The organism is Alistipes sp. D31t1_170403_E11 (assembly GCF_015553985.1).
Lineage (GTDB): Bacteria > Bacteroidota > Bacteroidia > Bacteroidales > Rikenellaceae > Alistipes > Alistipes montrealensis.
In genome coordinates, this window is record NZ_JADNHQ010000002.1 from 333,417 (window position 1) to 347,436 (window position 14,020).

The following is a 14,020-nucleotide window of genomic DNA, read 5'->3' on the forward strand; positions in this document are numbered from 1 at the left end:
TCCGGACTTTTTCTTCACTTGCCAGCCCCCGGTTATTCGACGGATTTACTATTTGTTATAACGGATCGCGAAATATTCGAGGTTGCTCGAATGCTCGGAAGCCAGGGCCGCGCCGCTGGCGCTCTGGTTCAGGCGCGCATTGGCGTAATCGCTGCCGTCGCTGCAAAGGTCGCTCGTCGGACGCAGGCGGATGTAAACGTTCTCGTGTCCGAGAATCTCCTGGGGCAGTTCGAAGTCGATACCCTTGTAGGCCACGCACGACGAATAGAGCGTATTCGACCAGACGGAAACGTCGGGAATGGTGTAATTTCCGATCAGGTTCCACTGCGAATCGTCCTTCGGGTCCTGCGAATCGGTGAGCGCCCACTCGGCACACCAGAACCGGGGCGAATAGAAGGTCTGCTGCGTATTCATGACGGAAATCTGCATCGAAATGTGCGAAGTCGAGATTCCTGCGGTCGAGAAGTTGATCAGCCATGCATAGGGGCGGTCGGTGTCGTCGTCCCACCAGAAGTGGTTGGCGAAAGAGGTGTAGCAGCTTCCGCCGACGTTACCCTTGCCGCGCAGGCCCGTGCTGCCGCTGTAATTGATCTGGGGCGAGTTGGTGGCAATCGCCTCGTTGCTCGTCCAGCCGCCCGTGCCGCACCCGACGTTCTTATCGGCTGCATACGGACCGCACCATTCTATCGTTCCATCGGGATTGCGGCTTACGAGGTCGTTCATCAGCGGGTTCCAACTCTCCTTCGAGGGGTCGATCACGATGCCGATGCCGTTCTTGTTGCCGTAGTTGGCTCCGAAGAGATAGTTGACGTTGTTACCGATAGGACCCAGGTATTCATACGTGCCGCCGCCCCACATGTGCTGATTGTAGGCCGCCTGCACGTACTCTTTGCTCTCCGAACCCGAATACTTCTGCTGATAGGTGTGCGTCAGGTAGCCGTTCGTGCCGTAGGTAGGCTTCTGAACCGCATTGCTGACATCGGGATTCCAGTAACGGTACTCCGTCAGCAGGGCCGAGAAGCTGTCCTCGACACTGTTCTGCATGTTGTCCCAAACGTCGCCCTTGGTCTGGTGGCGGATCTGATAACGGCCGATAAACCCGAGTGTCGGATCATCGTCCATTTCGGCCGGGTCGGCTCCGTCGCGCCAGTCGAAACGCGGAAAACGTTCGTGGACGATCACACCCGAAATCTTGCCCGAACCGTAAGGCAGGCGCGTACCGTCGCTGCGATAAGCGCAGTTGGTGTTGGTCAGCATATACATGTCGTCGCCGTTGATGTCGCGCACGAGCAGCGGGTATTTGCTGATACGGTGTGCGTTCGTACCGATCGCATAACCCTCGTTGATCGGCGTGATCGCGCCTTTGCGCACGGGGAATTCGACCTCTTTCAGCGTAACGTAGGTATAGATGTCGTCGTCGGTAAGCTGGCTCATGTACTTCTCCTTCACGGGAACGTCCGAGGCCGAGCCTGCGACCCGCGAGATGACCATCGCCTTGGTGACGTTGCGCAGTTCGTAGCGGTCGGGATTCTCGACCAGGTAGCCGGATGCGCCCTGAATGAGAATCTGCACATGATCGTACTGGTCATACACATTGTCCTCGGTCGACTTGGTCTGCATGGCAATACCGTACTTGCCGTCGAACGATTCGAGATAGACCGTTCTTTCCGACACGGTATAGTCGATCGTCGAAGTCGTGAGCTGCGAGTTTTCGCCCGCATTGCGGTTCGCGGTGTTGCTGACCACGATACCCTCGAGAATGACGTAATCTTCGATCTTCTTGTTGGCGGCATACGTCTGGCGGAATTCGTCGAACGTGATTTCGCGTCCGAGCGTCTCCCGGGCGGTACGCTGCAACAGGTTGAACTCGACGGAAACGGTCTCTCCCCAGCCGTCGGTAAAAGAGAGCGATACGGCTGCCGAGCGCGGAATCTCATCCGCGGTATTGGCCTCGGTGCTGATAATCAGATCGCGTTTCTCGCTGTCGGAATCCACGATTTCGATCCCTTCGATCCAACCGGCGTTCTCGGGATCGGAATATTCGATATTGACCGTGATTGCCGAGAAAGGCACGTTGGTGGTGATGATCGACTTGTTCTCGCCTCCGGCCCCGGCAACGGTAACCGACGAGTTGTCGAACTCGATCCGCGCGTCGACGAGCGCTTTCTGTTTGACGTAGAGCGTATCGCGACGGGAATCCACGTCGGAACAGAGCACGAACCCCGCCTTGCGCTTGAAATCCTCGTTGAATTCGCATTCGGCCGTGATCTTGGCTTTGCCGCCTTCCGTTTCCCCGCAGGTCAGGCTGAGCCAGTCGGCCTGGTTGATACGCTCGATATGGTAAGAGCCGTTTGCATAGATGTCGATATCGAACGTACTCGCATCGGCTTCGACAACAAACTCCTTTTCCAGCGCACCCAGTTTGACGAGGTCGATGTCCTCGGCATCGGCATTGGCGCAAGCCACCATGGCCCCGGATATGGCCGCAATGCCTAAAAACTTAATTATCGATTTACGATAGTTCATATGGTCTGAATTTTATGCGTTGTTTGTCTGGTCTTCGCCCGTGCGGCAGGCAATCTGCCGCACGGCTCGAAGACATTTAGTTATAGCGTACCGTAATCGTACCGATACGGGTCTGGCTGTTGCCCGCCGCAACCGACTCGGTGAGCGTGCCCTTTTCGATACCCAGGGCCGTCAGGTAGTTCGAAGCCGTAGCTTTCGGATCGATATCGGTAACCTTGTCGGCCACTTGCAGGCGCAGTACCACCTTCTCCTTGCCGAAGCAGTCGGCGGGCAGTTTGCGCAGATGCTCGGTGAAGCCCGGCGTCGCATCCTGGGAGGTGGTGGACCACCACGTTATCGAGCGTTTTTTGAGCATCGGACAGTTGGGAACGGCCCGGAACGTCGCGCCGCCGTCTACGGAGTAAAGCAGGTTCCAGTGGGCAGGACCGAAGATCGTCGTATTGCTCATCGAACCGTGGCCCCAGGTGATACCGAAGATCAGGCTCGAACCGCTGATGCCCTGCGTCGAGAACGAAATGTCGAAATACTTGCCTTCGTCGGCCTTGAAGTCCCACCACTGCTGGGAGAACAAGATTCCGCCGTTCGCCACCAGTCCCTTCTGCTCGGTCGTCGCACCGCCCATACCCGAGCAGACGACGTTGTTGAAGTCCGAAGCACCGGCCTGCGTAGCGCCGTATTTGTTGATCTCGCCCGCGCCGATCTCCGGAATAAGGTCGACCTTACGGTCGTTCCAGTTCCACTCTACGACGGTTTTCATAAACGGTTCGTCGTTCAGCGCGATCTCCTCTTTGGTCATGGCGCGCAACTGGTAGCGGCCGAGGTCGCCGAAACGGATGGGGGCGATATCGTCGGCGACAACGATGCCCCGGAACGTACCCGAACCCTGTGCAACGATCGAGTTAAACTCCAGATCGCGGCCCGAACTGTGGCGGCGCCACGATACGGCCGCATTGGTCAGCATGAAGATGGAGTTGCCGCCCTTGTCGTAGCACATCAGCGGAGCGACATCCCAGCGCGGGGCTGTGGCCGTACCGATCGCGTTCAGTGCATCCTTGAACGAATAGCCGTCGGTACAGTTGGTGTAGGCGCCGTCCTTGCACATGATCTCCAGGCCGGTCACGGAAACCAGCGTATAGATATCGGCGTCGGTAAGTTCGGCGATGCTCTTGGTCTTAACGGGAATCTTGAATTCGTCGGGAGTCGAGGTTTCCAGGATGTTGGCTGCCGTAAGCCCCGAGATGGTATAGCATTCGGGATCGGCCTTCTTTTCGAGGGTAGCTCCGGCGATTGCAAGCCGCACCTTCGAGAAACGCGCCAGCGTGTTGTCTTCGGCGGTCGCAAACTTCAGGCAGAAACCATACTGCCCGTCGAGGCTCTCGATGTAGACCGTCCGGTCGTTCTCGCCGCGGTCGAAGAAGAACTGTTGGGTCTGGGGACTCGAAACGATGTTCTTGCTGGCCGGATCGCTGACGACGAACCCTTCGATATACTGCGCGAGCGTGATCTCGCCCGGAGTCAGGGCACGCACGCTTGCGAAGTCGGCAACCGTGGGATAGGGTTTCTGGGTAACCTTGCACAAGGCCGAAGCGGATGCCCCCGAGGCGTCGGTAAAGCTGAGTTTGATCGTGGCGGTGCGCGGCGCCGAACCCTCGTTCTTCGCCAGCGAGAACGTCAGTCCGTCGTCGGTGATCGCGGGCTTCAGAATCCACTCGGCGTCCTCCTCGACGGGCACGTCGTACACTACATAATAATCGACCTGGTCGGAGTAGGGCACGAGGTTGTTGGTCATGGCCGGGACGATACACTCCTGGGCGTAACCTTCGTAGGTCCCCGCATCACTGTCCAGTTTGAATGCGGGGGTGGCGTTACCCTGCGTAACGGTCAGCACCGATTTGATAACGTCGCCCTCGGCGCTTTCGATGAGGACGGTCAGGTCGGCCCACCGGACAAAGCTCGTTTCATTATCCGCAGCTTCGAACCGAACGCCTTTCTGCGTAATCGAAACATTGGAAATCCAGGGTGCGACGGGCTGAGCCTGCGGCTCGTCGCCGCCCTCTTCGCCATCGTCCTCCCCGGCGCGCGTTATAACCGGAACAGGGTCGTTGGGCAGGCCGTTCTCGTCATAATAGGTAACGGTAGCCTCCATATCGTCGATGCTGTAACGCAGGTTGGTGTTGATCGGAGCCAGGATCTGGGATTGCGCCTTCAGCAACGTGACGGCAGGTTTCGAGAATGCAATCGACGGATCGGTCACCGATCCGGCCTGCATGAACATTACGGTATCGACCAGGGAACCTTTCTCGAAGATGACGCCAACCTTTCTCGACAGGCCGTAGTTGGCCGAATACGTGAACACGATTTCGTGATTGCCGTACCCTTCGAGTTTGTTGAGCGACGCCCATTTCACATTGCGCGTAAAGCGGGCCTTCCAGTCACCGGTCGAATAGACCAGTACGTGGGTCGATCCGGCATCCTTGGTCAGCGACAACTCCCGCGCCGAGACCGCCAGCGGCAGTTCCAGTTCGAAGTCCTTCTGACAACCGGTCAGAGCCGCCGTAAACGCCATTACGGCGATCAGCAGACCGACGACCGATCTTTTCTGTTTATCGAATATTGTTTTCATAGTCTGAAAATTTCGGATTATTACAAGCCGTAGGCCTTGTATTCATTGTTATCGAGATTATTCTTCGAATAGGTAACCTCCGTATCGGGAATCGGATAATAACGGTGGCACGGTTTGATGCGGCTGTTCGCCGTGTTGAGCTGCAAATAGCCGTAATCGCTATTATCCGTCACCGCTTCGTACCAAATGCCCCAGCGGACCAGGTCGTACTTGCGCTGGAACTCGCCGAAGAGTTCCCGGGCCCGCTCGTTGCGGATCTCCTCTTCGAGACGCGCGGGAGTGCGGTAGGTGTAGTTGGCCAGACCGGCGCGCGTACGGGTCATGTCGAGGTATTCGACCGCCTTCTCGTAGTTTTCCTTGTAGAAATAGCATTCGGCCATCATGAGCAGGGCATCGGCATAACGGAACACCTTGTAATTGTTGCCGTCGGCCGAAGCCTGCATGTTCGGACACCAGAACTTCGGTCCGCACCACGGACGGGTATTCGTGTTGTTGAACGTCTTATCCTCGTAGCCCCAGGCCATGTTGTACTTGGCGCGGATATCCTTGCCCATTTTGGACTGGAGGCCCTGGCAGAAGTAGACGTTCGGACGCATGGCGGCCCAAACGGTCGCCTGGTCGCCGAGTTCGGGAATCTCGACACCGTCGTAAATGGCCGAATTGGCCGCACGCGGATAGGGCTGGCAGATGCAGGCCACATTGGACGTATAGGTCAGGCCGCCCTGGGTATAAACATGCTGAATCTCCATGATGGATTCGGGCGTGTTCTTGTTCCGGAACAGGATGTTCTCCGCATAGTTGTACTGCGACAGCGAACCGTAGATCGTTTCGATGTTCTCCAGGGCGTCCAGGGCGATATCCCACTCCTTGTTCCACATGGCCATCTTGGCGACGAGCATATAGGCGCAGGCCGCTCCCAGACGATTGGCCTCGTTGTCGTAAGTACGGGTCTGGGCAGCGAGGGGAGCGATCGACAACAGGTCCTCGATGACCTTGTCGCGGGTTTTGCCGGCATCCATGCGCGGCAGTACCTGAATCCGGTTCAGAACTTCGTTGTCCGTAACGTCGTCGAAGTAGAACGGCACGTCGCCGAAGAAACTGGTCAGCGTCCAATAAAAGAACGCACGCAGGGTCTTGGCCTCGCAGAGCAACTGATAGTACTGCTGCTCGCTGAGGACTTCGTTCTGGAAGGCGCGTTCGATGCCGTTGACGGCGAAATTACAGCGCTGCACGCCGAGATAGCCCTGTGTCCAGACGGTCGAGCCGAGGCGCGGCACGGAGGGAGAGATATCCAGGCTGGCGTCGAGCGTACCCGAGGGGCAGTATGCAATGTCGGTGACGCACTCCGTGGCGATCATGTAGGTGTAGTTATAGATCGACTTGATCGGGATATAGCAACCGTTTACAACCGACTGGCATTCCGAGAATTTACGGAAAAAGTCATCGGGGCTGGAAATTCCGGACGTATCCTCGTTCAGCGAACACGACTGAAACGAAAGGAGCACCGCTCCGGCAACCGCAAAGATTATATGTTTGGTTTTCATCGTCTTTATGCTGTTAAATTTAGTATCTCAACTGAAGGCTGAATATGATGGTACGGGGTTTGGGATATGCACCCAGGTCCATACGGCGCAGCGTCGACGACGTACCCTCGCTGGAAACGTCGGGGTCGAAGCCGTTGTACTTCTTCCACAGGTAGAGGTTTTCGCCCGAAACGCTCACCGTCAGGTCCTTCACCCACGAACATTTCTTCCTCAGGTCGAACGTGTACGAAAGCGTGATGTTTTTCAGTCGGAGATACGACGCGTCGTGGATCATGAAATCGCTCGGCAGGGCAGCGTCGCTCTTGGCTCCGGCACGCGGAATATTCGAATCCGGGTTGCGGACGGGATGCCACGCATCGAGCATGTAGCGGTACTGGTTCGAGAACTGGGACCCCGCCATGTAAATTTCCGAATAGTTGTAAATCTTACCGCCGAGCGAGTAGGCGAAATAGACTCCCACCTTCAGGCCGTGGATGTAGAACGTATTCTGCAAACCTCCGTAGAGATACGGATCGGCGTTGCCCTGGTAGATCAGGTCCTCCTTGGACATCACGCCGTCGTGGTTGATGTCGTAATAGCGCGGACCACCGTCGGTGTTGGACGGGCTCACATAGGTTTTCGTAATGTTGTTTTCCGTCCGTTCCTCGGCGTTTTTCCACGTTCCTCCGTACTTGAATCCCCAGAGCGAGTTGAGCGGATAACCCTTGACGTAACCATACATCATGTAGGGGTTGTTACCCGGCGAGTTGTAAGCCGAGATGAAATCCTCGGAGCCGATATCGTCGACCATCTGGTCGTTGTGCGACATGGTCAGCGTCGTCGACCAGTGGAACTTCGGGCGGACGATATTCTGGCTCTCGATCGAAAGTTCGATACCCTTGTTCGAAGTCGAACCGATATTGGTCCAGCGGGAGGTGTAACCGGTCTGGCTCGCAACGGCCAGCGACATCAGCAGGTCGGTCGTTTTGGACTTGTACGCCTCTGCCGTGATATTCAGACGGCCCTTGAACATCGACCAGTCGAGTGCGATGTTGTATGCGGCGGTTTTTTCCCACGTCAGGTCCGGCGAATCGAGGCGGCTGCGGTAAAATGCGACGGGCTGCGATCCGGCGAACAGGTAGCCGCCCGTCGTCGATGAAAGCGTGGCCAGCGAACGGTAGGTGCTGATAGCGTCGTTACCTGTCAGGCCGGCGCTCATACGAATCGACAGGTCGTCGATCCACCGGCAGTCCTTCAGGAAATTCTCGTTGGCCAGATTCCATTTGACGGCGGCCGACGGGAAGAAGGCCCACTTGTTATTGGCCGCAAAGTTCGAAGCGCCGTCATAACGTCCCGTCACGGTCAGGTAATAACGCGATTTCCAGTTGTAATTCAGACGCGCATAGGCCGACATCTTGGTCTTCTTCGAATAGGATGTACCGGCCGAATAGGTCTCCTTGTCCAGAACCGCATTCATGTTGTTCCACATGATGGCGTCGTCCATGTACCCGCTGCCGGACAAGTTGAAATCGTGCGAAGCGAACCGGTAGGCCGAGAAACCGCCGAGAACGTCGAACGCGTGGTCGTTCTTCTCGAATTTGTATCCCGCCGTGGTCTCCCACGAGAACGAATTTTCATCCCAGTCGGCACGGTAGGCCTCGCCGCCCTCGTTTTCACCCTTTTTGGGCAGGGTTCCCGGATAGTAACGGTAGGTATGGCGCTGATAGAGGTAATACGAGAAAGTACTGTTGATCGTGAAATTCTTCACCGGCTCCAGTTTGAGCGAGAAGGCATGGTTGTTCGAATGGCGTTCGAGGTAATAGGTGTTCTGGTCGATCAGCGCACGAGGGGTATTCACCTTCTGTCCGTTGTAGTACAGAGGGTTGTAAGAATCGTTCGGTTTGAGCATCGGCGAGAGGTACTGCGCACCGCTGTACCAGGCCGTACCGCCGATCGTGGCTTTGTTCTGGTCGTTATGCCGCCAGGTATACGAACCCGTATAGCCGACCTTCAGCCACTTGAACAACTGGCGTTCGAGGTTGATGCGCCCCGTGAAACGCTGCTGGCCGCTGTCCTGGATGATACCCTGGGTGTCGTTATAGGAGAACGAAGCGTAATAGGACGACTTATCGTTGGTCCCTGAAAGCGAGAGGGCGTAGTTCGAGTAAACGGCCGTACGGGTAATCTCCTTGATCCAGTCCGTTCCCTCTCCCAGCGACAGCGGGTCGGGATACACCGAACCGGAAAGCGGCGTATCGCTGCCTACATCGGGGTGGTTGGCATCGCCGCCGAAATAGGCGTAGTCGTTACGGTACTGCGCGAACTCGGACGCATTCATGATATCGAGGCGGCGGGGCAGCTGGGAGAAACCGATGTCGGTCTTGAACGTGATGTTCGTCTTGCCTTTGGAACCGAGTCCCCGCTTGGTCGTGATCAGGATAACGCCGTTGGCGCCGCGCGAGCCGTAGATCGCCGTCGACGAGGCGTCTTTCAGAACCGAGATCGCCGCGATATCGTCGGAGTTGATGTCGTTCAGGTCGTGGATGGCGTCCATCACGCCGTCGACGACGATCAGCGGCTCGTTCGAGGCGTTGATCGAACGCGTACCGCGGATACGGATGGTCGTGGTGGCGCCCGGCTCACCCGTGGTCGACATGAAATCGGCGCCGGCGATGCGGCCCTGCAAGGCGTTGTCGACCGAAAGCACGGGCACGTCCTTGATATCGTTCATCTTGACCGTGGCGACCGAACCCGTCAGGTCCTTCTTGGCGACCTGACCGTAACCGATAACCACGATCTCGTCGATGTCGGTGGACGAGTCCTTCTCCATCTGGATGATGAAATTCGTCCGCGCACCGACGCTCAACGTCTGCGGTTTGTAGCCGATATAGGAGATGTGCAGCGAATCGGAAGGCTGGGCCTTGATGGTGAATTTGCCTTTCGCATCGACGATCGTACCCTGTTTACCGGTGGACAGCACCACCGTGGCTCCTGTCAGCGGACTGCCATCCGAATCGACAACGGTTCCGCTGACCGTACGGGCCTGCTGCTGAGCCGTTGCCGGTCCCGCATATGCCGCAAGCAGTATCACTACCGCCACCAGCGACATCACTCGGACGGATGCTCTCATTATTTGAAAAAATTTATTCATTTTAGGCTTTTTTAGGTAAAACGACTTATTCCATTTCCATGCTTGCTATTCCTCGAAAGGCGCCCCGAGAATAATATCCTTGCCGCTGCCGTTGTTCTGGGCAAAATAGTCCTGCCCGTCCACTTCCAGGCGGCGGATATAAAAGTTATCGAGGAAAATACGGCTGTTGGTCGCCGAAGGCTGCGTAAGCGAACCGCAAGTGATGCGAATCCGCGTATTGACCGTAATCGGGTTGGCCTTTGTGCTGACCACGAAGATCAGAAAATCGCTTCCCTCCCACATGTTTTCGGGAAATTCATCGCTTTTGGGATCGTAGTAGGCGGTTTCGAGATCGATCGAAGTCTTTTCGGAGTCGGCAAAATCGGCAATCACGCCGCCGTCGAGCACCTCGACCCTGATCTTGTTATCGTCTTTGATTCCGGTATAGTAGTCGGTATACGCCACGGCCCTGAACGAAACCATGAGCATCGAGTCGCTCCGGAGCGTGTTGGTGTAGGGCGAAATCAGGTCGGCGCCGTGTCCCTTGTCGTCGCCCAGTTTCAGGTAACCGTTTTTGCCGTAGCAGTGGGTGACGGCCTCCCCTTCGATCTTCGTGGACGAAAAGCCGTAATTCTTCTGGGCCGTCGTCCAATTGTCGATCGAAGTCTCGCTGTCGGTAAAGCGGGGGTCCTCCTTTCCGTATTTCATGGACGAAAAATCGTTGCTCACACGGGCCGTGGAGCCCTGGTGAACCGGAAGGATGCGGTTGTAATTCAATCCGCCGTCGGTAGCCGCCAGAATCAGCATGCCCGTACGGCGCGTATAGTAACTGGATGTCTTGCTGCGGCGCTGGACATTCATGGTTACCATACTGCGGCCCGTCTGGGGATCCACCGTGTAATACGGCAGGAGCGAAACCCAAGGCGTCGTCGCGTCGTCCTGCCACGATGCAGCGAAATCGATGTTGGAATCCACGTAAATTCGGGCAAGCCCGCCCCGCACGTCGACGTAAGCGGCGTCGATAGGCTCCTTCCCGGTCGGGTCCGCATAGACTGCGATCGACTCGTTGCGATCAGAGTTCGAATGCGTTTCACACGATGCGATGCCCGTTACCGCCGCCAGGAGCGCGATACCGGTCAATCTCCGTGAAAAACGGACGAAACTCTCCGTCAAAATTGTTTTTCTCATAAGTAAAAAGGTTAACGATTGGTTGTATGTTTACTAAGTCGGGTATTCTGCGGCGGACGATCATTTCAGTTCAAAATCGACCAGTATCGGACGGTGGTCCGAGGGGTCGTAAAAATTGGATACATACGGGCTTTTGGTCGCCGTCGTCCACTTGTCGACGACGATCAGCGCGTTCACGATCCGGTCGTACATCGAGGGCGACGCATAGATATAATCGATACGCGCATTGCCGTAGGTCGACGATACGAAACAGCCCGGATTGCGCTCGGCGATGATATCCACCAGATTGGTATTGTCCAGGATGTGGTTGTGGACCAGCAGGCGGGTATCGTTGGCGGGATAACCGTAGTACCAGTTGTCGAGGCGGGAACGGGAGTTGAAATCGCCCATCATCAGCCAGTCCTGCTGGGCGGCGTACGCCGGATCGTTGACCGTCTTCGCACAGATATACTTGATCTCGAACTCGCGGTACTTGTCGCCCTCGTTCTTTGCTGCGCTCGCTTCCTGGTTCGCCGCGCCGGTAACTCCGTATGCATAGGCCTGCGGCCACGTGTGAAGCGTCACGAGGTTGATCTTACGCCCCTTCACGGTGATCTGCTGGATGCCGGCGCCGTGGGATATGGGTTTGCCCGCCTGGTCCGAATCGGTTATTTTCAACAGCGTTTCGATCGGATATTTCGACGTAACGGTCTGCGGATAGTTGTCGCGGTGGCCGCCGACCGCCGTATACGAATGGCCGTAGCGTGCAGCCAGTGCGGCCCACCCGGCCGGCAGGAACCTTTCAGACTCCGGCGCTCCGGTGTTCGTGTTGTTCTTGTAAATGGACGCCGACTCACACCAGATGCAAACGTCGGGATCGTATTTTTTCACCCACGCGACGAAATTGCTGTAATTGTTCCCCTGGTCGGACCACATGCCGTTCTGGATATTCCAGTAGAGAACGCGCAGGTTGTCAGCGCCCCGTCCCATTTCGCCGAGGGAACGGACCTCGATGTTGTCGAGATAGAAGCCGTGGACGCCGCTGCCGGTATCGTTGCCGCCCCAGTAGAGCATCGTGCCGTCGGTCGCATTGTTTACGACGACCTCCACCCGGTGCCACTCCTTGGCCGCCGACTCGCCCGACGGAAGCGTAACGTGCTTCTTTTCGACGATGTATTTCCCCGCAGCGCTCGCATAGCCCGAGTTTTCGGCCGTCAGAGGTATCTCCTTTCCGTCGACGGCGGCCGAGGCGATCATGCCGCCGTTCACCACCTGGAACACCAGCAGGTCCGTCGACCCGTACTGGTAGCAGAAATCGAACGAAACCTTGACGGAGCTGATGCCGTCGATGGCCTGCAAAGCCGCGGTCTGGAAAATACCGCGTCCCGTGTTGCCCGCGCCGCAGGCGAGGAAGCCCTGATACTCCTGGCAGCGGAACATATAGGTGTAATCGCCGATATTGCGGCTGGCGACATACGTATCGGACATCAGATGCGACGTGCCGACCGTCTTGCCGCTGATTTCGTCCCAGGTATTCGACTGGATGAAAGCGGAACCCGGATTGTTGTAGGATACCTTTTCGAAAGAGTCCGCATAGCCGTTCCGGTCCGTTCCCGTACTGGCGGTGATGGTTTCGGCCGTCGGCGCGTATCCCGTCGATTCCTGGCCGGCCATGATATTGCCGCCCCATACGAAATTATCGAAACTTTCGGAGAACACGAGGTCGGCGTCGGGAGCGTATTTCAGCGCTACGGTCGTGGCTTTGCCCGCTGCGAGCTGCGCCGGCGACAAGATATGTTCCATGGAACGGTGTTCCGAATCGGACACGGTGATTTTCAATCCCGACGAGTAATCGCCCGGGGCCAGCATGATGTAAAAGTGCTTGGGCGTACTGCTGCTCAGCGGGACGCAGTTGCCGTTGTCGGTACAGTTGAGCACGGCGAAACCGACGCCTCCGGTCATCTTAAACTGCCCCTGCGACGGCAGGAAATTGGCAAATCCTGCCACGATGTCCGCCGCAGGGCTGCTCACCTTCACCGAAGATATTCTGGCCGAACCGGTCAGCGCCAGGTCCAGCACGGCGAAGGCGTCCTCGAATACCATCTTGTTGCCGTTCTCCTTGGTGTAGGAGCCGTACATGGGATACGACTGCAACGACGCAGCCGTAGTGGCCCAGAACTGCGAATAGGGCAGTTTCACATCGGCATAGGCCGACGTGCCATACCAGCCCGAAGAACCCGGAGTCGTCAGGATGGCGTTGTACGTTCCCGAACTCGACGCGCTGGCTTCTATGTAGTTGCGTCCGCTTTCGTCGGTCGCGACCGGATAGGATTTCCCGTTGACCGAGACGGTCGATTTGCTCCACGCCCGTTCGCCGACACCCATCGACTTACGGGCGGCGTTTTCCGACTCGAGCAGATAGAACCGGACCTTGCCGTCCACCACCTTGATATCCTCGTATCCGTTACCCGGATTCTCGGGATTGCCGGGATCGTCGATGCCTTTTTCACCGCCGCTACATCCGGGACCGGTCAGCAACAGGGCCGATCCTAAAATACAACTCAATAATTTTCGTAGATTTAAAGTCATAATGTATGGTTTTAGGGTTTGATCGAATCAGGTTCGAGGTCGGAATAGGACACAAAAAAACCGTGTACACATTGCCGGAAAGGCAATATATACACGGTATAACAATATGTCTGTTAAAAAATTGCTCGCTAAGCTACCGTCGCTGAGGGGGGGGGAATTTCACCATTCGCACCATGCACATCGTGCATCGCAACCGAATGGCAACAATCAAACAGCCGACAGTGAAACAATTTCATTTCCTTTCGTTTGGGTTATTGGTCAAATTGTTTTCAAAAGCATTTTCATGCTCCATTATAAGCCGAATAAGCAAAATTAAGCAAAAAAAAGATCACATACAAGCATTTTTTTGAAAATCTTCATCCGGGCCCTTCTGAAAAACCCGGACTTCGAGTGTGCTGTGGATTAACATGATGGACTGCGACAGGCCGCCGCCGAAGAGGGAAAAAGCCCTCCTCCGTGCAG

Annotated in this window: 6 protein-coding genes; all 6 read right to left on the reverse strand. The window is 56.5% G+C overall.

The features are described 5' to 3' along the window. Positions 1-48: 48 nt before the first annotated feature. Complete coding sequence (locus I2E69_RS04800) at positions 49-2,526, reverse strand: DUF5689 domain-containing protein (RefSeq protein ID WP_195459246.1); 2,478 nt, start codon at positions 2,524-2,526, stop codon at positions 49-51. 76 nt (positions 2,527-2,602) lie between these two features. Continuing rightward, complete coding sequence (locus I2E69_RS04805) at positions 2,603-5,149, reverse strand: BACON domain-containing protein (protein WP_195459249.1); 2,547 nt, start codon at positions 5,147-5,149, stop codon at positions 2,603-2,605. Between the two features lie 20 nt (positions 5,150-5,169). Further along, complete coding sequence (locus I2E69_RS04810) at positions 5,170-6,693, reverse strand: RagB/SusD family nutrient uptake outer membrane protein (RefSeq protein WP_195459252.1); 1,524 nt, start codon at positions 6,691-6,693, stop codon at positions 5,170-5,172. 19 nt (positions 6,694-6,712) lie between these two features. Beyond that, entirely contained in the window at positions 6,713-9,781 is a 3,069-nt protein-coding gene (locus I2E69_RS04815) for a SusC/RagA family TonB-linked outer membrane protein (RefSeq protein WP_195460067.1), read from the reverse strand. 87 nt (positions 9,782-9,868) lie between these two features. Next, complete coding sequence (locus tag I2E69_RS04820) at positions 9,869-10,990, reverse strand: hypothetical protein (protein WP_195459256.1); 1,122 nt, start codon at positions 10,988-10,990, stop codon at positions 9,869-9,871. 60 nt (positions 10,991-11,050) lie between these two features. Then, positions 11,051-13,558: an endonuclease/exonuclease/phosphatase family protein gene (locus I2E69_RS04825; protein WP_229095391.1), complete on the reverse strand. Its 2,508-nt coding sequence runs from the start codon at positions 13,556-13,558 to the stop codon at positions 11,051-11,053. Positions 13,559-14,020 lie beyond the last annotated feature (462 nt).